This window comes from Nonomuraea sp. NPDC048881 (genome assembly GCF_040649795.1).
Taxonomy (GTDB): domain Bacteria; phylum Actinomycetota; class Actinomycetes; order Streptosporangiales; family Streptosporangiaceae; genus Nonomuraea.
Window position 1 is genome coordinate 56125 of the sequence record NZ_JBEZGC010000022.1, and the last position, 22707, is coordinate 78831.

A 22707-nucleotide genomic window follows, 5' to 3' on the forward strand; every position below is an offset into this window, starting at 1 on the left:
TAGGAGTGGCATGCATCGGCTGAAACGCTGGAACACCCCCACCGTCTACAACGGCTGGGAACAGATCACCCAGCGCGACATCGCCTTCCACCAGGAGGAATCGCGCGACTTCATGCCCCAGATGGGCCCCATGGTCGGCCGGGCGGTCACCGTCGTCATCGAGCCGGGCAACCCGGAGCACCCCGCTGACGTGTGGGACGACTACCGGCGCTACGTGGCCTCGGTCGACGGGCCGAAGATCGTCGTCGTCCAGGACCTCGACAAGCCCAGGACCGTCGGCTCGTTCTGGGGCGAGGTCAACAGCGGCGCGCACCGCGCGCTGGGCTGCGTCGGCACCATCACCGACGGCGCGATCCGTGACCTGGACGAGATGACCGGCGCCGGGTTCAAAGCCCTCGCCAGGCGGCTGTGCGTCGGGCACGCCCATGTCCGCCCGGTGCGCTGGGGCGTGCCGGTCGAGGTGTTCGGGCAGGTCGTCGAGCCGGGGCAGCTCGTGCACGCCGACCAGCACGGGTTCCTGGCGATCCCGGCCGAGGACGAGGACGGGCTGCTGGAAGCGGCGGCCTTCATGGACGCCAACGAGTGCGGCACCGTCATCCCCGCCGCGCAGGCGGCGGGCCGCTCCCACGAGCAGGTGATCGCCGACCTCGGCGCGGCGGGCGAGGACTTCGCCCGCGCGGCCGCAGAGCGCTACGGACGGCAAGGAGAATCCCGCTGATGAAGATCACCTCAAGGAGGGTGGCCGCCGCCTGCGCGGCCACCCTGGCGGCCGGGCTGCTGACGGCCCTGCTGACGGCCCTGCCCGCGCAGAGCGCGAGCGCCGCGGCGGCGGCCACGGCCGTGCTCGGCGCCGACCCCGTCTACACCGGCGTCGTCAAGGCGTGGCCGGGCGACGGCGACAAGGACCCGGCCCACGCCGTCGGCGAGCGCGGCGGCGAGTCGTGCTGGCAGATGTCCGGCACGCCGTACAACCGCTACGTCTACGTGGACGTGGCCGACGCCGCGATCCCGGCCGGGGCGACCCGCGCGTGGGTGGTGGTCCGCTACTTCGACGCCGGACCGGTCGGCCTCGACGTGCACTACGACGGCAAGGCCGGCGCCTTCACCGGCAGCGCCAACGTGGCGCTGACCGGCACCGGCACGTGGAAGAGCTCGGTCATCGGGCTCAGCGACATCAACTTCAAGAACCGGGCCAACGGCGCCGACTTCCGGCTCAACGTCAAGGCCGACGCCGCCTCGATGCCCGCCGTGTGCTTCAGCCGGGTCGAGGTGCACTTCACCGACCCGTCGCAGCTCACGATCACCAACCCGTCGCTGGTCTTCACCCAGGGGACGAACACGATCGACGTCGCCGCGGCGGCCGACCAGGTGGAGTGGACGATCGGCGACCCGAACGGGGTCCCGCTGCGGTCGGGCACGCGGGCGGTGGCCGGCGGCACCACGAAGATCGACATCTCCGATCTCGGCCCGGGTTACTACCGGCTGACCGTCTCGACCGGGCTCACCACCCGCTCCACCTCGTTCGGGGTCGTCACCCCGTTCGCCACGAGGGATCCGTACTTCGCCGCCGCCATCCACTACGGCTGGCAGCCGGGCATCGAGGAACAGCTGCTCAGGACGGCCGCGCAGATCGGATGGACCGAGGTGCGCTCCGACGCCAACTGGTCGGGCATCGAGAAGCAGGCGGGCGCTTACGACTTCACCGGCGCCCTCGACACCGGCCTGCGCAAGGCGCATGAGAACGGCATCACCACGATGCCCATCCTCGGCTACCGCAACCCGCTGTACGACGGCGGCAAGACGCCCAGCACCCCCGCCGGCCTGGCCGCGTTCGCCCGCTTCGGCGCGGCCGTGGCGGCCAATTACGCCTCCTTCACCAAGGACGTCTCGGTCTACAACGAGTACAACTCCACCGGCTTCAACGACGGCGCCTGCGGCATCACCCCCCAGTGCTACCTCGACGTCGTCAAGGCCCTCTACCCGGCCATCCACCAGGCGGTGCCCGCGGCCAACGTGGTCGGCCCGACCTCGGCCGGCACCCAGCTCGCCTGGCACGACCAGTTCCTCGCCCTCGGCGGCCTGGACTACCTCGACACGCTGAGCGTCAACTTCTACGGCTACGCCGACGCCGGGGCCGGCACGCCGCCCGAGCGGACCGTGATGACGACCGAGTTCCCGCAGCTCGTGGCGAAGGTCAAGGCCAGGAAGGACATGCCGATCTGGATCAGCGAGAACGGCTGGCCCACCCACACCGCCGGCTCCACCGAGGCCCAGCAGGCCGACTATCTGATCAGGGCGCAGACGCTGGCCAGGAGCGCGGGCGCGGACAAGTACTTCTGGTACGACCTCATCGACGACGGCGACAACGCCGGCGAGCGCGAGCACCGCTTCGGCCTGTTCCGCCGCCCGGTCTCCGGCGTCGCCGCCCCCTCGCCCAAGCCGGCCGCGATCTCGCAGGCCGTGCTGATCCGCAAGCTCGCTGGCCGTACGCTCGGCGCCCGCCAGGACACCGGCGACGCCGACGTCCACTCCTACCCGATCAGCGGCGGCACCCGGCTGCTGTGGGCCGTCCAGCCCCGCTCGGTCACGCTCTCCGCGCTCGGCGACGTCACGCTGACCGACCAGTTCGGCGCGGTCAGCACGCTCAGACCGCAGGCCGGCAAGGTGCGGCTCGACCTGGACGGCAGCCCCGTCTTCGTCTCCGGCCCCGTCTCCTCGGTCGAGGCCGGCGCCTCGCCCCTGTCGGTCAGCGCCCCCGAGCAGTCGGTCACCGGCGAGAAGCTGGCCGTGACCGTCACCGCCGACCGCACCGGCGGCGCGAAGCTGCCGGGCAGGCTGGCCGTGGCCGCCGGCGGCGTCAAGGCCGACCTGGTCACCCGCAAGGGCAGGAAGACGTCGGTCACGCTGGAGCTGCCCGCCACTCCGGTGACCGGCCGCAGGCCGGTCACCGCGACGGCCGCCGCCGACCGCGGCCCCATCGCCCGGCTGCGCTCGGGAACCCAGGTGGTCAGGCCGTACACGGTCAACGGGCGGCCGGTCGTCGACGGGAGGAAGCTCCGGGTCACCGTGACCAACAACAGCCCGTCCGCGCCGGTCAAGCTGAGCTCCGTCGGCTGGCAGGTGGGCTCGTGGCGCGGGGTGGTCGCCGATCCGGCCGAGGTGCCCGCGCTGGGCTCGGCCTCGGTGGAGGTGCCGGTGCCGGACGCCCTGCCGTACGTGAACTACAGCTACGCGGTCACGGCCGGGAACGCGAGCGACACCGGGTCGCTCAGCTTCAGCCCGATCGAGAAGGCCGGGGCGACCACCCTGGACCCGATCGACCTGAACGGCCTCGGCCGCTGGGTGGGCCTGCGCGGCGGCACGCGGACCGGCCCCGACGACCTGTCCGGGACCATCCGGTTCACGCACAGCCCGGACGCGCTGATCCTGGACGCGGTCATCAAGGACGACGTGCACAACGCCGCCCGCACCGACCCGTCGCTGACCTGGCAGGTCGACTCCGTGCAGTTCAGCCTGTACTCGGCCTTCCCGGGCGAGCTCACCGGCGACCGCGTCGAGATCGGCGCGGCCCTGCTGCCGTCGGGGCCCGCCGCCTACACCTGGACCGGCCCGGCCGGGCCGCCCCCGGGCGCCGACGTCGCCATCACCAGGGACGAGACGGCCAAGACCACCACGTACCGGCTGGCCGTGCCGTGGGCGTCGCTCGGCTACGACCAGCCGCCGACCGGCGTGATCGGGATCTCGTTCCTCGTCAACGACGCCGACGGCGGAACGGGCGGCGACGCCCGCGACGGCTACCTCGAATGGGGGAGCGGCGTCGGCAGCGCGCCGAAGAACCCGGCGCTGTTCCGCTCCGCCCAGCTCGTCTGAGCGGACCGGTCCAGGTCGTCGAAGCCCAGGACGTCGAGTCCCAGCTCGGCGGCCTGGGCCAGCACCGTCTCCAGCCGCGCCGGTGACACGTGGTTGCACTCGTGCGAGTCGGCGACCGCGTGCGCGTAGAACGTCACCGCCTCCTGCCGCCCGGCCGCGCGCACCAGGGCCGAACGCACCGAGGCGTCGTCGACCCCGGCGGGCTTGAACAGCTTGCCCGTGTCGATCCCGGCCCCGATCAGCACGCGGCGCCCGGCGAGCTCGGCGACCGGGGTGAAGATCTCGTCCACGGTGTCCAGGCCGCCCTCGGCCGGGTGCCGGGCGCCGCCGCGCAACCGGGGGAACACCCCGCCCAGCACCGCGTCCGATCGTTCGTCGCGGCGGCTCACCGGATAGGCGAAGCAGGCGGCCTCGAACCCGTGCGCGCGCAGCGCCGCCAGGCACGGGGTGACGTCCTCGGCCAGGTAGCCGTCGCCGCCGAGGGCCGCGATCCGGTCGGGCGCCCACAGGTGCCGGTAGCCGTGCGCCCCCACGGTGTGCCCGTCGTCCGCCAGCTCGCGCAGCCGTTTCCAGCCGTCGTCGTCGATCCTGTACGGCTCGCTGACGAAGAACGTCACCCGCGCGCCGTACTCCCTGAACAGGCCGCGCACCGCGCTCCATTCGGGGACGAAGAAGTCGTCGAAGGTCATCAGCAGGAGGCCGCTCATGGCGGTGATCATAACGTGTTAACGCGTCAACTTGAAGGCGTACACGTCACTCGTACGCGTCCGTTGACGGGAGGCGGTCCGGATCTCTAGTCTCCACTTAATCCGGGGGATGGATTTAGTCGCCGTTCGCGAAGGAGAACCCGTGACCGCAGCCGATCCGCCCGACGTTCCTCGTGCCCTCTCCCGCCGTGCCGTCCTCGCGGGCGCGGGTCTCGGCACGGCCGCCGCCGTGCTCGGGCTCCCCGGGCCGGCGAACGCCGCCGCGACGCCCGTGCCGCTGGGGGCGCTGCTCGGCACCAACCACGCCGCCGGGGCCGGTCCCGGCATCGGCGCCCTGGCCGGGATGTCGTGGGATCGCGCCGACGTCCTCTGGGCCGCCGTCGAACCGGCCCAGGGGACGTACGACGACACCGCCGTCCACGCCTTCGGCGCCCGGTTCGCCGCCGCCGCGCTGAACGGCGTCACCCTGCTCCCGGTCCTGGCCTACTCCGCCCCGTGGGCCGCCCGGACGACGGCGTACGGCTGGACGCACTGGGACGTGCGGTACGAGGTCGGCGCCGCCCAGGCGAACACCGGCTCGGGCTGGTCGCGCCGGGTGACCAGGACCCGGATCAGCACCGGCGAAATCCTCCAGGACGAGGTCGTCGTGCTGCCCAAGGACAGGACGCCGCCGGCGGACCCGGCGAGGTGGAGCGCGTTCGTCGACCACGTCGTGGGGATCCTGCGCGGCACCTACGGGGTCGAGTACTTCCAGGTGTGGAACGAGGCGTACTGGTCGGCGGGGTTCTGGTACGGCAGCCCGTACGAGTACGTCGACCAGATCCACAAGCCCGCGTCGGCGGTGATCCGCGGCCACGGCGGCAAGGTCGTCTACGGCGGCTGGCCCTCGGTGGCGGCGATCGCCCGCTTCACCGCCCTGCTGACCGAGACGAGCGCCTGGTCCAGCATCGACGTGCTCGACGTGCACTACTACAAGCCGTCCGACCTGGAGTCGCTGCGGGTCGCGTGCGTCGCCGCGCTGGGGACGTCGCTGCCGATCTGGCAGACCGAGATCGGCTACTCGACCAGCCCCGCGGCGGCCGCCCTGGTGTACCCGGGACTGCTGCACTGGGCGATCACGCGCGGCCTCGCGCAGCGGCCGGACGGCTTCAAGCTGCTCTGGTACGCCTGGCAGGCGCCCGCCTCGGCGTCCGCCGCCGACGCCGGCCGCTACCTGCGCAAGGCCGACGGGACGCCGACCTCCCACGGGGTCTGCCTCGGCACCGTCGCCGACCTCTTCGACGGCGTGGTGCCCGAGACCTACGACACCCACACCAACGACGCCGGGCTCACGACGTCCCGGGACTGGGCCTCCGGTTCCGTCGAAGGGTTCCTGGTCGGCGGCAGCAGGATCGTCATCGCCGTCCACACCCCGGCCGGCTGGGCGGGCACGCACGTGACCTTCACCCTGGCCTCGCCGCCGCCCACGGCCGTCGCGGCCCGCGTGGACCTGACCGGTCAGCGCACGCCGCTGACCCTCACCGGCGACACGGTCACCGTGCCGCTGGCCGACGCGCCGGGATCGGCCGCCGCCTCCTGCAACGCCGCTTCCAGCATCCGCACCTGCTATCTCGAGGTCTCCTTGTGACAATCTCCCGCCGTACCTTCCTGCGCGGCGTCGGCGTCTCCGCCACCGCCGCCGTGCTCCCCGCCGTCACCGCCCAGTGGGCGGCCGCCGACCCGCGCTCCGCCCTGCTGACCCGCGAACAGCTGACGGCGCTGCTGGGACGGGGCGCGCACCTCCCGCTCGTGAGGCTCGCCGCGGCGGGGGACCTCGGCGGCGCGTTCGGCGCCCGCCTGCCGAGCCGCGACGACCAGGTGTCCATCACGGGGTGGGCCGGCGCGGACGACCTGTCGGCCGACCTCGCGCTCGGCTACGACGCCGAACGGCTGTACGTCGCCGCGACGGTGACCGACGACGTCCACCACCCGATCGGCGGCACCAACCAGTGGCAGGGCGACGGGCTCCAGATCGCCTTCGGCGACAGCGGCGGCGGATACGGCCCGGAGTACGGCCTCGCGCTGCTCGACGGCGGCCCCGAGGTCTACCGGTTCAGCGACGGCCCGGTCACCTCGCCGGTCGGCGACGTCACCCTGACCGCCCGGCGCGAGGGGACGAAGACGCACTACCTGGCGGCGTTCCCATGGGCCTCGACCGGCGTCGACGCCCCGGCTCCCGGCGGCTCGGTGCTGTTCAACGCGATCGTCAACGACAACGACGGCGCGCACCGGCGGGGCTGGATCCAGTGGCGTCCCGGCATCGCCACCGGCAAGTCCGCGCAGGAGTTCGTGCGGCTGGCGGCCCTGCCCGAGTCGGGCGCGTGCCAGGCCTGGATCACCCTCGACGAGGACGAGGTCGAGGCTGGGTCCACGATCGAGGCGGCGATCTACGTCCTGAACTGGGACGACGCCGACCGCCGTGTCGAGGTGACCGGCCCGGACGGCGCCGCCACCTCCGCGACGATCCCGGCTCGCACCACCCTGCGGCTCACGATCCCGATCACCGCGACGACCGCGGGCGAGCTCGCGATCAGCGCCTCGGTCAAGGACCTGACCGGCGGCGCGACCACCGATCTGGCGGCGACCGGCCGGGTCACGATGTCGGCGGAGGCGATCGCGCGGGACCTCGCCGCGATCGCCGCCTCCGTCAGGACGGCCGGGGACCTGCTGGCACAGTGCGAGGACCGGGGGATCCCCGCTCACTACGAACGCGTCGACGCGACCACCTTGGAGAAGTTCACCGGCTACACCCGCGACGACGTCACGGCAGGTCAGAGGTGGCGTGCCACCTACAACACGGTCACCATGACGGCGATGGCCGACCACCTCCTCACCCGCCTGCGATCCCTGGCCGCCGGGAAGGCCCAGGGGACGCGGGTGCCGCGCTACGTCACCGGGCCGATCGGCCGCGACGACTGGATGTTCACCGGCACGGTCTCCGACGGCACGACGACCAGGAAGGGCCGCCCGGTCGTGTTCAGCGGCCCGATGGGATGGGCCGAGGTGGTCGCCGACCTCCCCAGGCTGGCCGATCTCGGCTTCAACGCCTGCGCCCTGGAGATGGGGCCGCAGAGCGCGATCGTCCCGCCGGACGCGATCCCGGGCTGGGGCACGGCGGGCGTCGGCGACGCCGCGGTGACCTTCGCCCGTGACCCGTCGGTCGCGCACGGCTCCGCCGCGTCCCTGCGGGTGTCGTTCGCCGGTCCGAGGCGGCCGAACAACTACCGCCAGCTCTCCCAGCTGCTGACCGTGGAGCCCGGGGCCGCCTACCGGGTCCGCGCGTGGATCAAGGGGCAGGACGTCACCCTTCGCGCGGTGTCGATCCCCACCGCCACCTGGGCCACCCGCTACTACCCGCCGGCGGGCAGCTACGACTGGCAGCAGGTCGAGTTCACCCTCACCCCCGGCAACGTGTCGTCCTACCGCTTCTCGATCATCTGCGAGGGCCAGGTCGGGGCGCTGTGGATCGACGACCTGACCATCACGCGCGCCGACGGGACGGGTCCGGAGAACATCGCGGGCAACGGCGGGTTCGACGAAGCGGTGACGGTCGCGGCGAGCGGCGAGTACGCGGTGTCGCCGTACGAGATCGACCGGGGCCCGGTCCGCTGGCTCGCGGCGGCGGCCGAGGCGAACGTCGCCCTGAGCCTGCTGCTGGCGCCGCAGTACTTCCCGGCCTTCCTGACGGCCAGGCACCCCGAGCTCAAGCTGGCCGAGGGATACGAGGTGCACCACCCGCTGGCGCGGGAGGTGATCGAGGCGTTCCTGCGTGCGATCGTCCCCAGGATCGCGAAGTCGCCGGCGCTGCACAGCCTGATCCTCAGCAACGAGCCCCGCTACGTCGACACGGCGAGCCCGTCGACCAGGCTCGGCTGGGCGCGCTTCCTCACCGCGGAGTACGGCGACATCGCCGAGCTCAACAAGGTGTACGGCACCGTCCACCGGACCTTCGACGAGGTGCCCGCCCCCGGCGTGCGGGCGGTCGAGCCGACCGTGCGGTGTCACGACTGGATCACCTTCAACACCAGGGCGTTCGCCGCGTGGCACGCGTGGATGGCCGAGGTGGTCCACGACATCGCCCCGGACGTCCCGGTGCACTCCAAGATGGTGGGCAGCACCCTGAAGGACCGCAACTACCTGCTGTGGGGCCCCGATCCCGAGCAGTGGGCCACCTTCTCCCAGCTGTCGGGCAACGACGCGTCGAACTACCCGGGACAGGGCGCCGACGGCTTCCTGGGCAAGTTCGCGTTCTACGACCTCCAGGCCGGCATCGCGCGGACCCCGGTGTTCGACTCCGAGGACCACGTGATCCCCGACCGCAGCACGTCGTACTCGAAGGTGGAGGCGGCCCACGTCGCGGCGGACCTGTGGCAGGGCGCCCTGCACGGCCGTTCCGCCACCGCCTTCTGGGTGTGGGCGCGGACCACCGAGGCGGCGTCCACGCTGGCGGGCAGCATGCTGCACCGGCCGGACGTGATCGCCGCGGCCGGCCGGACCAGCCTGGACCTGAACCGGTTCGCCGCCGAGGTGGCCCTGCTGCAGGACGCCGGGGCCGGGGTCGGCATCCTGTACTCGCGCACCTCGTCGGTGTACTCCGCGCAGCACCTGGCCGCGGTGCGCGAGGTGTACAAGGCCCTGACCATGAACGGGGTCCCCGTGCACTTCGTCACCGAGTCCGGCCTGTCCGGGCGGCAGGCCGCCGAGGGGGTGAGGACGGTGATCGCACCCGGGGTGACGCATCTGCCGTCCGCCTGCCTGCCAGGGCTGCGGGACCTGGCCGGCAAGGCCCGGCTCGTCGTCGCGGGCGCCGACGCCCTGACGCGCGACGAGCGGAACCGGGCCCTTCCGGCCGGTGAGCGCGCGCAGGTGCTCAGGAAGGCGACCGTCCTGCAGGCCGACGGCCCGGCCGGCATCGGGGCCGCCGTCCTCGGCCTGGCACGGCGGCTCGGGCTCGACGTGGTGACGCTGGAGCGGACGTCCGGCGGCACGCCCGCGGACGTCGAGTGGCGGCCGGTGCACGACGGCAGGCGCTGGCTGGTCGGCGTGACGAACTACGGCAAGCGGCCGGAAGTGGTGACGATCAGGCTCCACGGCCGCGGGCCGCGCGACCTCCAGGACCTGCTCACCGGGGAACGGCTCGACCGGTCGCGGACGGAGCTGGCCCCGCTGACGCCGCGCCTCCTGACCCTCCGGTAATGCCGCTTTTTATTCCATCCATCGGACTAAAGGAAACCCAACGTGTTGTGGACCGTGAAGTCGCCCGAGGGCGCGGTCGAGCTCGACGTCTCACTGGACGACCGGGGCCGGCTCTTCTACGACGTGCGGCGGCGCGGCGTCGTACTCCTGCGGCGGTCCAGGCTCGGCGTCGAGCGGCGGGACGCGTCGTTCCACGACGGGCTCACGCTGGTCGCCGAACCCGTGGCCGAGGTGCGGGAGGACGGTCACGCCGCGCAGCACGGCAAGCGCGCCGTGCTGCGCGAGCGGTCCACGGCGGCGACGCTGTCGGTGCGCGGACGCAACGGCGCGCGCCTCGACCTCGACCTCCGCGTCCTGGACGACGCCGTCGCGTTCCGCTACCGCTTCCCCGAGGGCTCCGGCACGGCCACGGTCACCAGGGAGCTGACGACCTTCGCGTTCGCGGCGGAAGGGCGGGCCTGGGCGCAGCCGACCTCGCCCTCCGACGGCGGCGGGCCCGCCCACGAAAACCTCTACACCAACGGTGTGCCCATCGGCACCCCGACCGGCGCGCGCTCGTACGACCTGCCCGCCACGTTCGAGGTGAACGGGCAGTGGCTGCTCCTCTCCGAGGCCGGGCTGGACGAGACCTTCCACGGCACTCGGCTGGCCCCCGTCCCGGCCGGCCGGGAGTACGGCGTGCTGGGCCCCGACCCGGACGAGGGCCTCGGGCACGGCGACGCCCTGGCCACCTCGGCGTTGCCGTGGACGCTCCCGTGGCGGTTCGTCGCGATCGCGGACACCGCGGCCGGGCTGATCGGGTCCACGACCGTGTGGCACCTGGCCGAGCCCGCCGCGATCACCGACACCTCGTGGATCAGGCCGGGACGCGTGTCGTGGAGCTGGTGGTCGGAGAACGCCAGCCCGCGCGACCTGGCCGCGCTGCGGCGCTTCGTGGACCTGGCGGGCGAGATGGGCTGGGAGTACTCGCTCGTCGACGCGAACTGGACGGTCCACACCGAGCAGGAGATCCGCGACCTGGTCCGCTACGCCGCGGAACGGGACGTGCGCCTGTTCCTCTGGTACAACTCCGCCGGGCCGAACAACGACTCGACCGAGGGGCCGCGCGACCTCATGCACCTGCCCGAGACGCGGCGGGCGGAGCTGGCCAGGATCGCGGGCTGGGGGATCGCCGGGATCAAGGTCGACTTCTTCCACTCCGACAAGCAGGCCGGGATCGCGCACTACCTCGGCATCCTGCGGGACGCGGCCGAGGCCGGGCTGATGGTCAACTTCCACGGCAGCACCATCCCGCGCGGCTGGGAGCGGACGTGGCCGCACCTGATGACGCTGGAGGCCGTACGCGGGGCCGAGTGGTACCTGTTCGGGCCGGCGTTCGCGGAGGAGGCCGTGTGGCACAACACCGTGCTCCCGTTCACCCGCAACGTGATCGGCCCGATGGACTACACGCCGGTGACCTTCGGCGACGCGCTGCGGCCCCGCAGGACCACGGCGGCCCACGAGCTGGCGCTCGCGGTGGTCTACGAGTCGGGGCTGCTGCACTTCGCGGACTCGCCCGAGTCCTATCGGGCGCAGCCGGCGGAGGTGCGCGAGGTGCTGCGGGCCGTGCCGGCCGCCTGGGACGACACGGTCGGGCTGGCGGGGGAGCCGGGCGACCACGTCGTGCTGGCCCGCCGTACGGGAGGGACCTGGTGGCTGGCGGGCATCAACGGCCCGGTCGCGCGCCCGGCGGCCACCCTCGGCCTCGGGCGCCTCGGGCCGCTGAGCGGCACCTGGCGCCTGGTCGGCGACGGCGCGGACCGCGACGCGGTGGCGGTCTCCGACGTCGCGGCGGGCGAGGCGTTCCAGGTGCCCGCCATGCCCCCGGGCGGCGGCTTCGTGGCCCGCCTGCTTCCCGAGCAGACCTAGGGGCGGGCCGAGAAGCGTTCGTCGAGGATCAGGCAGGCGGCGCCGATCGCGGCCACGTCGGCGCCCAGCGCGGTCCCCATGACGCCGAGATCGTGGATCTCGCGCATCACGAACCGCTCGGCCACCGCCGACCTGAGCAGCGGCAGGTAGTGGTGTGCGGCCGGCGCCCATGCGGGCCCGCCGCACACCACGAGCTCGGTGTCGAGCAGGTTGCCGACGGTGAGGATCGCGCGGGCGAGCCGCCGCCCGGACCGGCGCAGGATCTCCACCGCCCGCGCGTCGCCGTCGTCGGCCGCCCGGCACAGCGCGCCGAGCCGCCGGACCGCCTGGACGAGCTGACCGTCCTCCGGCGTGGCGGGCAGGACGCCCGCCGCGACGGCCTCCTGAATGAGGAACAGCGGCGAGCAGGCGGTGCCCAGGCAGCCGCGCTGCCCGCACTCGCAGGGCGGCCCGTCGGCGTCGACGATCAGGTGCCCGATGTCGCCGGCGTTGCTGGACCGGCCGCGTACGACGATGTCGCCGCTGACCAGCCCCACCCCGACGCCGGTGCCCAGGTAGAGGAAGACGAAGTCGCTGTTGCCCGTCGCGCCGCCGGCCCAGCGCTCGGCCACCGCGGCGGCGGTGACGTCCTTGTCGAGCACGATGGGCAGCCCGGTCGCCCGGTGCAGCCGGTCGACGAGCTCGACGCGGTGCCAGCCGGGCAGGTGCGGCGGGTCGACCATGGCCCCGCCCGCGATGTCGAGCGGGCCGGGCGCCGCGATGCCGAGGCCGAGCACCCGGTCGCGCTCGACGCCGGATCCGGCGAGCAGGACGTCGAGGGCCGCGGCCATGCCGGTCATGATGGCGTCGGCGTCCTGGGGGCTGGCGGTCTGCCTGCTGAAGTGGGCCACGAGGTTGCCGCCGAGGTCGAGCAGCACGTACGTGATCGTGGCCGGGTCGATGTGCACGCCGAGCGCGTAGCGGCTGGCAGGGACCAGCTCAAGGGTGCGGCGCGGCCGGCCGAACCCGGTCGTGGACGTGCCGGTCTCCGCGATGAGCCCCTGGTCGAGCAGCCGCTGGCAGACGTCCGACACGGTCTGTGCGGCGAGGCCCGTCTCGACGACCAGCTCCGCGCGCGAGCTCCCGGTCCGCGCCCGCCTGATCGCGTCGAGGACGACCGAGTCGTTGAAGTCCGCGACGTGTTCGAGATTGGAGCCGCGCCGGAGCCCGGAGGATCGGGCCGGCGGCCCGCCCTCGCGCCTGGCTGCCTTCCCGGCCGTGGTCGACTCCCGCCTGGCTGCTGCCACTGCTCCCCGTTCCCCTCGCCGTCGTCGCGCTCTGCGCCTACCTTAGCCAACCCGTCGTTGACTTATTCAAGACGTCGGAAATATTGTAGGTCCGCGTTGCTGGATTCGACCCGAGAAAGTCGGCAATCATGATGCAGATCGCACACACCGCCGATGTCACCGTGGTCGGCGGCGGCCTCGCCGGTGTCACGGCCGCCGTGAGCGCCGCGCGCAACGGCGCGAAAGTGGCCCTGATCAACAACAGGGGAGTGCTGGGCGGCAACTCCAGCAGCGAGATCCGGGTGTGGGTGGTGGGCGCCACCGCGCACGGCGCGCAGAAGTTCGCCCGCGAGACCGGCCTGATGGGCGAGCTGTTCGCGGAGAACCAGTGGCGCAACCCGGAGGGCAACCCGATCCTGTGGGACCACGTCGTGCTCGACCTGGTACGCGCCGAGCCCAACATCACCCTCTTCCTCAACACCGAGGTCCGCGAGGTCGAGGCGGGCGGCGAGGAGGAGGACCGGGTGATCCGCTCGGTCACCGGCTGGCAGTCCGGCTCGGAGAAGCTGATCACGTTCGAGTCGCCGATCTTCCTCGACTGCACGGGGGACGGCCTGGTCGGCCTGCTCGCCGGCGCCAGGTTCGCCACCGGCAGGGAGGACCGCAGCGTGTACGGCGAGGATTGGGCCCCCGACGTCGCCGACGACAACATGCTCGGCAGCACGATCCTCTTCTACACCAAGGACACCGGCCGCCCGGTCCGTTTCGTCCCGCCGGGCATCACCAAGGACGTCGAGGCGTTCGACCTGCCGCTGCGCCGCCACATCGACCCCGGCATGAACGGCTGCGACTACTGGTGGATCGAGTGGGGCGGCGAGCTCGACGCGGTCGCCGACAACGAGCGCATCCGCGACGAGCTGTGGGGCATCGTCTTCGGCATCTGGCACCACATCAAGAACTCCGGCCGCTTCGACGCCGACAACCTGACGCTGGAGTGGGTGGGCAGCCTGCCGGGCAAGCGCGAGTACCGCCGCTTCCTCGGCGACCACGTCCTGACCCAGCAGGACATCGTCGGCCAGACCCGCTTCCCCGACTCGGTCGGCTTCGGCGGCTGGTCCATCGACCTGCACCCGCCGGGCGGCATCTACGCCGCCGACAGCCCCTCCAAGCACCTGTTCGGCCCCGGCCTGTACGACATCCCGTTCCGCTGCCTGTACTCCGCCAACGTCCGCAACCTGATGCTGGCGGGCCGCGACATCTCGGCCAGCCACGTCGCCTTCGGCAGCACCCGCGTGATGGCCACCTGCGCCGTCGTGGGGGAGGCCGCGGGCGCGGGGGCCGCGCTCGCGGTGCGCAGGGGCGTGACGCCGCGCGAGATCGCGACCTCGCACCTGGGCGAGCTGCAGTCGATGCTCCTGCGGCAGGACGCCTCCCTGCTGGGCGTGCCCTGGCAGGACCCGTCCGACCTGGCGCTCAAGGCCACGGTGACGGCGTCGTCCACGCTCACCCGCCTGGCGGGCGACGGAGGCGGCGAGCCGGAACCGCTTCCGATCGGCGAGGCCGACTTCGGGCTGCTGCTGCCCGCCGACCCGCGGATCGACGTCGTGCGGATCGGCGTCGACGCCGCCCGCGCCACCACCGCGACGGTCGAGCTGTGGGGCACGGGCGGCGGGCTGAACCACATCCCCGTGGAACCGCTCGCCCGGCGCGAGGTCCGGGTGGAGGCCGGGCGCGGCCGGCTGGAGGCCCGCTTCGACGACGTGCCCTTCGACGGGGGCGAGGTGGTCGTGGTCGTCCGGCGGAACGCCGACCTCGCCGTCCAGGTCGGCGCGGGCCGCCCGCCGTACGGCGTCCTCGGGCTGCTCAGCAGGGAACCGGCGCTCGACACCGGCAAGCCGCAGAGCAACGCGTGGTCGGCCTTCGAGCTGCGCAGGCGCACGCCGCGGTTCGAGGTCGAGCCCGCGACCGCGGCCTACCGGCCTGAGCAGGTCGCGGGCGGGCTCGCCAGGCCCTACGACGGGCCGAACCTGTGGGTCTCCGAAGGCGGCGGCGAGCAGCACGTCGAGCTGCGCTGGAGCGAGGCGCGGGCGATCGGCCGGGTGGAGCTGATCTTCAACGACGACGTCGACGAGGACCTGGTCAACCTGCATCACCATCGCACGCCGTACCTCGTCATGCCGGAACTGGTGAAGGACTACCGGATCGAGGTGGCGCGTACGGGCGGCTGGGAGACGGCCGCGTCCGTCACCGGCAACCGCATGCGCCGCCGGGTCCATGTGCTTGACCCCGCCACGCGGGCGGGCGCCCTGCGGGTCGTCGTCACGGCGACCAACGGCGACGAGCGAGCCATGATCGTCGCCGTGCGGGTCTTCGAAACCTGACTTTGGAGAGAGTGCATCGTGCATGACAACCGTTTGATCGTCGAGGGACGGCTGGCGCGTTTCGTCCAGCAGTTCCTGCCCGGCGCCCTCTACCGGGAACGACGGCCCCTCACCGTGGAGGCATGGAACGTGCCCGGCGAGCCGGTGCCCGCCCAGGCGGCGTTCGCGGCCGGCTACCAGCCGGTCACGCTGCCGCACCGGTGGGGCGACCCGTGGGGCACGACCTGGTTCCACGTGACGGGCCGCACGCCGGAGATGATTCCCCCGGGCACCCGGCTGGAGATCGTCGTCGACCTGGGCTTCTCCGGGCCGCGTCCCGGGTTCCAGGCCGAAGGGCTCGGCTACCTGCCCGACGGCACACTCATCAAGGCCGTGGCGCCGCGCAGCTCCCACCTGCCGTGGGACCCGGCCGAGCCGTACGTCGACCTGTACGTCGAGGCGGCGGCGAACCCGGAGCTCGCCGGCGAGAACACCTACGAGCCGACGACGCTGGGGGACCGGGCGACGGCGGGCGGCGGGCCGTTGTACACCGCCAGAGCCTTCGACGTGGCGCTGCTGGACATCGGGGTGTGGGAGCTGGCGCAGGACATCTGGACGCTGGACGGGCTGATGCGCGAGCTGAGCCCCGAATCGGCGCGCCGGTGGGAGATCCTGCGGGCGCTGGAGCGGATGCTCGACGCCGTCGACCCCGCCGCCGTTTCGGCGACCGCGGCGGCGGGACGCGCGGCGCTGGCCGACGTGCTGGCCAGCCCCGCCGCGGCCAGCAGCCACCGGATCGTCGCCGTCGGGCACGCCCACATCGACACGGCCTGGCTGTGGCCGGTGCGCGAGACGATCCGCAAGTGCGCGCGCACGTTCGCCAGCGCGGTGACGCTCATGGACGAGCACCCCGAGTACCGCTTCGCCTGCTCCTCCGCCCAGCAGCTGGCCTGGGTGAAGCAGCACTACCCGGCGCTGTTCGAGCGCATCAGGAAGAAGGTGGCCGCCGGGCAGTTCATCCCGGTCGGCGGCATGTGGGTCGAACCCGACATCAACATGCCAGGCGGCGAGTCGCTGGCCCGCCAGTTCCTGTACGGCAAGCAGTTCTTCCTGAAGGAGTTCGGCGTGGACACGCTGGAGGCCTGGGTGCCGGACACCTTCGGCTACTCGGCCGCGCTGCCGCAGATCATCGCCGCCTCGGGCAGCCGCTGGTTCCTCACCCAGAAGATCTCCTGGAACCAGGTCAACCAGATCCCGCACAGCACCTTCCTGTGGGAGGGCATCGACGGCACCCGGATCTTCACCCACTTCCCGCCCGCCGACACCTACATCTCCGAGCTGTCCGGCGCCGAGCTCGCCCACGCCGCGCGCAGCTACAAGGAGAAGGGCGTGGCCGGGACCTCGCTCGTGCCGTTCGGCTGGGGCGACGGCGGCGGCGGCCCGACCCGCGAGATGCTCGCCGCCGCCGAGCGGCTCAGGTCACTGGAAGGCTCGCCGGCGGTGACGATCGACTCGCCCCAGGCCTTCTTCGAACGCGCCGAGGCCGAGTACGCGAACCCGCCGGTGTGGTCGGGCGAGCTCTATCTCGAACTGCACCGCGGGACCCTGACCAGCCAGCACCTGACCAAGCAGGGCAACCGCCGCAACGAGCACCTGCTGCGCGAGGCCGAGCTGTGGGCCGCGACCGCCGCCGTCCGCGAGGGGGCCGCCTACCCCTACGACGAGCTGACCGACAGCTGGCACACCGTGCTGCTGCAGCAGTTCCACGACGTGCTGCCCGGCACCTCGATCGCCTGGGTGCACGACGAGGTGGAGCAGAACAACGCCGACCTGCTGGAGCGGCTGGACCGGGTGATCGACCAGAGCGTACGCGTCCTCGTCGGCGACGGCGACCTGGAGCTCGCCACGGACGGGCTCGGCATCCGCGAGCGCGTCACGCACCCGGCGGGCGTCTCCCTCACCGCGGAGGACGCGGGGTTCGTGCTCGACAACGGGCTCGTCCGGGCGGTGATCGACCGCCGGGGCCACCTGGTGTCGCTGCGCGACGCCGGGACCGGCCGCGAGGCGATCGCGCCGGGCGCGGCAGGCCACCGCCTGGTGCTGCACCGCGACATCCCCAACGAGTGGGACGCCTGGGACATCGACGAGCACTACCGGCGCGTCGCCCGCGACGTCGACGAGGTCGAGAGCCTGGAGACCGGCGACGGGGAGGTCGTCGTGACCCGCCGCTTCGGCGACTCGACGATCAGGCAGACGCTGCGGCTGCGCCCGGGATCGGCCGCGCTCGACCTGGTCGCCGAGGTGGACTGGCACGAGCGCCACGCCCTGCTCAAGCTCGTCTTCCCGCTGGACGTGCACGCCGACAGGTTCGCCGCCGAGACCCAGTTCGGCCACGTGTACCGGCCCACGCACACCAACACCTCCTGGGACGCCGCCCGCTTCGAGGTGTGCGCGCACCGCTGGATCCACGTCGGCGAACCCGGGTACGGCGTGGCCATCGCCAACGAGTCGACGTACGGCCACGACGTGGTGCGCGACACCCGCCAGGACGGCGGCACGACCACGACCGTCGGCCTGTCCATGCTGCGCGGGCCGATGTTCCCCGATCCCGGATCCGACCTGGGCAGGCACACGCTCGCCTACTCGATCAGGCCGAACGCCGGCATCCGCGAGGCCGTCGCCGAGGGGTACCGCGCGAACGTGCCGGCGCGTGCCGTGCGCGGGGGGCGGGAGGTCGAGCCGCTGGTGCGGGTCTCGCACCCGGCCGTGATCGTGGAGGCGGTCAAGCTCGCCGAGGACCGCAGCGGCGACGTGATCGTGCGCCTGTACGAGTCGGAGGGGACCAGGGCGCCCGTGCGCGTCGAGGGGGTCGGGGACGCCCGCTTCGTGGACCTGGTCGAACGCGACGTCGAGCCGCCCGCGGACGCGCGGTTCGAGCCGGGGGCCGTGTCGCTGACGCTGCGCCCGTTCCAGCTGGTCACGCTGCGCTTCACAGCAGCTGGTCGATGAACTCCAGCAGGGTGGCGAGATCGCCGGCGGCCTGACCGCCCGCGGTGGTGCGGCCGACGACGAGCTTCGGCGCGAAGTCGGCCGCCGTGCCCGGCGCGATCAGGTGCCGCGCGGCCGCGTCGCCGAGCGCGGGCAGGTTGGGGTCGATGGTCGTCAGGAACCCCGACCTGCGCTGCGGCGGATCCATCGAGAAGTGGTCGTGGCCGACCAGCGCCACGTCCTCCGGGATCCGCAGGCCGTGGGCGCGCAGGCCGACGTAGGCGCCGTAGGCGATGAAGTCGTTGGCGCAGAAGATGGCGTCGACCTCGGTGCCCGCCTCGATCAGCCGGTTGACGGCCTGCAGGCCCCACGCCTTGGACCAGTCGCCGACGATGGGCTCCACCGCGTGCCCGGCGGCGGCCAGGGTCTCCACGAACCCGCGCGTGCGCAGCTCGGCGCCCCGCTCGCTGCCCTCGCCGATGTGCGCGATCTTCGTCCTGCCGAGCGACAGCAGGTGCTCGGCGGCGATCCGCCCCGCGCCGTGGTCGTCGGGCAGGAACGAGACGTCGGCCGGATTGTCGGACTCGCAGAAGGCGTAGGCGACGGGGCACGACAGCCGGTCGGAGACGGACGGGTAGAGGCCCGACGGCCCCGACCCGATGACCAGCACGGCGTCGACGTGACGGGCTTCGAGCGCCCGGACGAACTGGGCCCGCCGCTGGTCGCTCTCGGCGGCGTCGCACACGAGCGTGGCCAGCCCGGCCGCGGCCAGTCTGCGTTCCGCGCCGCGCAGCACCATGCTGCTGAAGATCTCCGAGGCGTCCTCGATGATGATCCCGACCAGCTCGCTCCGCCCTCTGGCGAAGGACTTGGCCAGGGCGTTGGGCCGGAAGTCGAGGCGTTCCACGGCGTCGTGGATGCGCCTGCGGGTCTCCTCGGAGGCGCGTCCGGTGTTGTTGAGCACCTTCGACACCAGCGACACCGAGACGCCGGCGGCCGCGGCGACGTCCGCGAGGGTAGCGGCCTTGCGCGCCATCAGTTCCTGTCCTCCCGGTGACAACAGGTGACGTCCACGTTTCTCCGGACTCTTGACAAAGTACCAGGATCAGCACGACCATGGCGATGGTCAACCGGTTGACCATCGCCACGAAATCCGCCGGCACGCCACTGCTGCCCGCGTGAGCCCCCAGCGGTCACGACACCGCCCGAGCTCGATCGCCACCATGCCCGCAAAGAGGGATTCGTCATGCTTTATCACAAAAACTGGCGGCTCGCCGGTATCGCGATGACCGGAATCATAGCTCTCACCGCGTGTTCGTCCGGACGTCCCGAGGCCGGGACGGACCCGGACGCCAAGGTGACGATCCACGTCGGCAACATGCCCACCAAGGACAACGCCGACAATCTCGCTCTGTTCACCAAGCAGGTCACGGCCTTCCAGAAGCTCCACCCGAACATCACGGTGGTGGGCGAGGAGACCAAGTTCGACCCGCAGACGTTCGCCGCCCTCGTCGCCGGCGGCTCGATGCCCACCACGATGCAGGTGCCGTACACCAACATCCAGCAGCTCGCCCTCAACGGCCAGGTACGCGACATCACCGACCTGGTCAAGGGCGACGCGGTGCTCTCCAAGCTCAACCCGGCCGTCGCCAAGCAGACGCAGAACGCGGAGGGCCACACCTTCGGCGTCGTCTCCGCCGCGTACACGATGGCCTTCATCTACAACCGGGCGCTGTACGAGAAGGCGGGCCTCGACCCCGACACCCCGCCGAAGACCTGGGACGAGGTGCGCGCCAACGCCAAGGCGATCAGCAGGTCGAGCGACGCGGCCGGCTTCACGATCGCGACGACGACCAACTCCGGCGGCTGGATCCTCACCACGATGGCCTACGCCAACGGCAGCATGATCCAGCAGCGCCAGGGCGACACCGTCACGTCCACGATCGACGCGGCCGGCGTGCAGGACGCGCTGACGTTCCTGCACGACGTCCGGTGGACCGACCAGGCCGCGGGCAAGAACTTCCTGCTGAGCCAGGACGACATGCGCAACTCCATCGCCGCCGGGCGGATCGGGCAGACCGTCCTCGGCGCCGACCTCTACCGCGACCTCGTCGGCAACCGCGACATGCCCGGCGACGACCTGGGCATCGCGCCGCTCCCGCAGTCGGCCGCCGGCATCGGCACGCTGGGCGGCGGCGACATCGCCGTCGTCAGCCCCAAGGCCGCCCCGAGCGAGGCGGCCGCCGCCCTGGAGTGGGTGAAGTTCCGGTACCTGAACCGCTTCCTCGACCAGCAGGCCGCCGTCGAGTGGGCCGAGACGTCCAAGGCGGGCGGCCTGCCCGTGGGCGCGCCCGAGGTGCCGCTGTTCTCGCCGGAGATCTACGACCGCTACCTGACCTGGGTCTCCGGCTACGTCAACGTCAAGCGGGACAACTACCGGGCCTACTTCGACAGCCTGGGCAAGCTGCCCATCCTCGGCGAGCCGCCCGTGGCCGCGCAGGAGACCTACGCGCTCCTCGACGCCGTCACCCAGCAGGTCCTCACCAAGCAGGACGCCGACATCCCGGCGGCGCTCACCCAGGCCCGGACGGACGCGCAGGCGCTGATCGATGCCGCCGCTCAGTAGGTGGACCCAGCGCGGCGGCCTCGGGAAACTCCTGTTCACCGCGCCCATGCTCATCGTGTTCGGGCTGTTCTCGTGGTGGCCGATCCTGCGCAGCCTGGTCCTCAGCTTCCAGCGCACCAACCTGGTCACCGACCCCACCTGGGTCGGGCTGCGCAACTTCAGCAGGGTGCTCGCCGACCCGCTGCTCGCCACCGCCGCCTGGAACACCGTCTGGTTCACCGCGCTGGCCCTGGTCGTCGGCTTCCCCGTGCCGGTGCTGCTCGCCGTGTTCATCGGGGAGCTGCGCCGGACGCGGACGATCGCCAGCGTGCTCGTCTACGTGCCGATCATCATCCCGCCGGTCGTGGCGGTGCTGCTGTGGAAGCAGCTGTACGACCCGAGCGAGCACGGCCTGCTCAACACCGTGGCCGGCTGGGCCGGGCTGGGACCGTTCCCCTGGCTCCAGAGCGCCGAGACGGCGATGCCCAGCATCGTCGTCCAGGCGACCTGGGCGGGCTTCGGCACGACGACGATCATCTACGTCGCCGCGCTGATGTCGGTGCCGCCCGAGCTCTACGAGGCGGCCGAGCTCGACGGCGCCGGGGTGCTGCGCCGGGTGTGGCACATCACGCTGCCCCAGCTGCGCCCGGTCATCCTGCTCATGCTGATCCTCCAGGTCATCGGCACCTTCCAGGTGTTCACCGAGCCCTACGTCATGACCGGCGGCGGGCCGGACAACAGCACGGTCACGCTGCTCATGCTGATCTTCAAGTACGCCTTCGTCGCCGGCGACTTCGGCAAGGCGACGGCGCTGAGCCTGATGCTCGCCGTCCTCCTCACCGCCCTGTCGGCGGTGTACCTGCGCGCGACGAGGGGGTGGAAGCACTCGTGAACGAGCGTGGCATCCTGTCCAGCGGCGAGCGGCGCAGGCCGGCGACCCGCGTGGTGTTCACCGGGCTGATCGTGGCCGTGCTCGCCTGCCTCGCGATCGTCGCGGCCGGGCCGATCCTCTGGCTGGCCAAGTCGGCGGTGTCGACCTCGCAGGACATCCTGCGCGACCCGTTCGGCTGGTGGCCGAGCGGCATCCGGTGGGACAACCTGGCCAGGGCGTGGAACGGCATGGACATCGGCCGGGCCCTGGCCAACACGGTCTGGATCGCGGCCGGCAACTGGTTCTTCGGCCTGCTGGTCGCCCTGACCGGCGGCTACTCCCTCGCCATCCTGCGGCCGAGGTACGCCGGGGTCGTCTCGGCCGCGGTGATGGCCACCCTGTTCATCCCGGGAGTCGTCTCCCTGGTGTCGCTGTACCTGACCGTGATCGACGTGCCGGGCGTCGGGGCCAACCTGATCGACAGCTACTGGGCCGTGTGGCTGCCCGCCGCCGCGCACGCCTTCAACGTGCTGCTGGTGAAGAACTTCTTCGCCGAGCTGCCGAAGGAGGTCTTCGAGGCGGCCAAGGTCGACGGCGCCAACTCCTTCGAGGTGTTCCGGCGCATCGTGCTGCCGATGTCGCGGCCGATCATCGCCGTCGTCTCGCTGCTCACGCTGGTGTCGGCCTGGAAGGAGTTCCTGTGGCCGCTCCTCGTGCTGCCCTCGCCCGATCTGCAGCCGCTGTCCGTCGTCCTCTACAAGATCTCGGCCACCGCGGAGACCAGCACGCTCATCGCCGCCATGTTCATCGCCGTGATCCTCCCGCTGGTCTTCTTCCTGCTGTTCCAGAAGCAGTTCCTACGAAGCGCCGGCCGCGCCGGCGCCGTCAAGGGGTGACC

At 72.3% G+C, this 22707-nt stretch carries 13 protein-coding genes; 10 read left to right on the forward strand and 3 right to left on the reverse strand.

Annotation, left to right across the window (positions count from 1 at the left end; translation table 11 throughout):
- Positions 1-10 precede the first annotated feature (10 nt).
- Both AB0C33_RS44015 and AB0C33_RS44020 read left to right on the forward strand, forming a co-directional pair.
- On the forward strand, positions 11-718 hold the full coding sequence (locus tag AB0C33_RS44015; RefSeq protein WP_358299398.1) for an RraA family protein: 708 nt from the start codon (positions 11-13) through the stop codon (positions 716-718).
- Positions 718-3870: a hypothetical protein gene (locus tag AB0C33_RS44020; protein ID WP_358299401.1), complete on the forward strand. Its 3153-nt coding sequence runs from the start codon at positions 718-720 to the stop codon at positions 3868-3870. Before AB0C33_RS44015 ends, AB0C33_RS44020 begins: the two co-directional genes overlap by 1 nt.
- Here AB0C33_RS44020 and AB0C33_RS44025 read toward each other — a convergent pair.
- On the reverse strand, positions 3795-4577 hold the full coding sequence (locus tag AB0C33_RS44025; protein ID WP_358299404.1) for a polysaccharide deacetylase family protein: 783 nt from the start codon (positions 4575-4577) through the stop codon (positions 3795-3797). The genes AB0C33_RS44020 and AB0C33_RS44025 overlap by 76 nt on opposite strands.
- 142 nt (positions 4578-4719) lie before the next feature.
- Here AB0C33_RS44025 and AB0C33_RS44030 point away from each other — a divergent pair, with 142 nt between their 5' ends.
- Genes AB0C33_RS44030 through AB0C33_RS44040 form a run of 3 tightly spaced genes read left to right on the forward strand, consistent with a single transcriptional unit; the run spans position 4720 to position 11720 of the window.
- Positions 4720-6204, forward strand: a complete 1485-nt coding sequence (locus AB0C33_RS44030; RefSeq protein ID WP_358299407.1) for a twin-arginine translocation signal domain-containing protein — start codon at positions 4720-4722, stop codon at positions 6202-6204.
- A complete protein-coding gene (locus tag AB0C33_RS44035) occupies positions 6201-9812 on the forward strand; it encodes a beta-galactosidase (protein ID WP_358299410.1) in 3612 nt (1203 codons plus the stop codon). Before AB0C33_RS44030 ends, AB0C33_RS44035 begins: the two co-directional genes overlap by 4 nt.
- Before the next feature lie 42 nt (positions 9813-9854).
- Positions 9855-11720 carry a glycoside hydrolase family 97 catalytic domain-containing protein gene (locus tag AB0C33_RS44040; protein ID WP_358299413.1) on the forward strand — a complete coding sequence of 622 codons (1866 nt, stop codon included), beginning with the start codon at positions 9855-9857 and terminating at the stop codon, positions 11718-11720.
- Here the strand turns inward: AB0C33_RS44040 and AB0C33_RS44045 are convergent.
- On the reverse strand, positions 11717-13006 hold the full coding sequence (locus tag AB0C33_RS44045) for an ROK family transcriptional regulator (RefSeq protein WP_358299415.1): 1290 nt from the start codon (positions 13004-13006) through the stop codon (positions 11717-11719). The genes AB0C33_RS44040 and AB0C33_RS44045 overlap by 4 nt on opposite strands.
- Before the next feature lie 128 nt (positions 13007-13134).
- On the opposite strand from AB0C33_RS44045, the gene AB0C33_RS44050 reads away from it, so the two are divergent.
- The gene (locus AB0C33_RS44050) at positions 13135-15366 is read left to right on the forward strand and encodes an FAD-dependent oxidoreductase (protein WP_358299418.1); all 2232 of its coding nucleotides are present in this window, start codon (positions 13135-13137) and stop codon (positions 15364-15366) included.
- A gap of 18 nt (positions 15367-15384) precedes the next feature.
- A complete protein-coding gene (locus AB0C33_RS44055; RefSeq protein ID WP_358299421.1) occupies positions 15385-18354 on the forward strand; it encodes a glycoside hydrolase family 38 C-terminal domain-containing protein in 2970 nt (989 codons plus the stop codon).
- Here the strand turns inward: AB0C33_RS44055 and AB0C33_RS44060 are convergent.
- Positions 18335-19369: a LacI family DNA-binding transcriptional regulator gene (locus tag AB0C33_RS44060; protein WP_358299424.1), complete on the reverse strand. Its 1035-nt coding sequence runs from the start codon at positions 19367-19369 to the stop codon at positions 18335-18337. The genes AB0C33_RS44055 and AB0C33_RS44060 overlap by 20 nt on opposite strands.
- A gap of 249 nt (positions 19370-19618) precedes the next feature.
- Between AB0C33_RS44060 and AB0C33_RS44065 the strand changes: the two genes are divergently transcribed.
- The 3 genes from AB0C33_RS44065 to AB0C33_RS44075 are packed head-to-tail and all read left to right on the forward strand — an operon-like array spanning position 19619 to position 22705.
- Positions 19619-20959 carry an extracellular solute-binding protein gene (locus tag AB0C33_RS44065; protein WP_358299427.1) on the forward strand — a complete coding sequence of 447 codons (1341 nt, stop codon included), beginning with the start codon at positions 19619-19621 and terminating at the stop codon, positions 20957-20959.
- A complete protein-coding gene (locus AB0C33_RS44070) occupies positions 20943-21830 on the forward strand; it encodes a sugar ABC transporter permease (protein ID WP_358299430.1) in 888 nt (295 codons plus the stop codon). Before AB0C33_RS44065 ends, AB0C33_RS44070 begins: the two co-directional genes overlap by 17 nt.
- The gene (locus AB0C33_RS44075; protein WP_358299433.1) at positions 21827-22705 is read left to right on the forward strand and encodes a carbohydrate ABC transporter permease; all 879 of its coding nucleotides are present in this window, start codon (positions 21827-21829) and stop codon (positions 22703-22705) included. The genes AB0C33_RS44070 and AB0C33_RS44075 overlap by 4 nt, the downstream gene beginning before the upstream one ends.
- Positions 22706-22707: the final 2 nt, after the last annotated feature.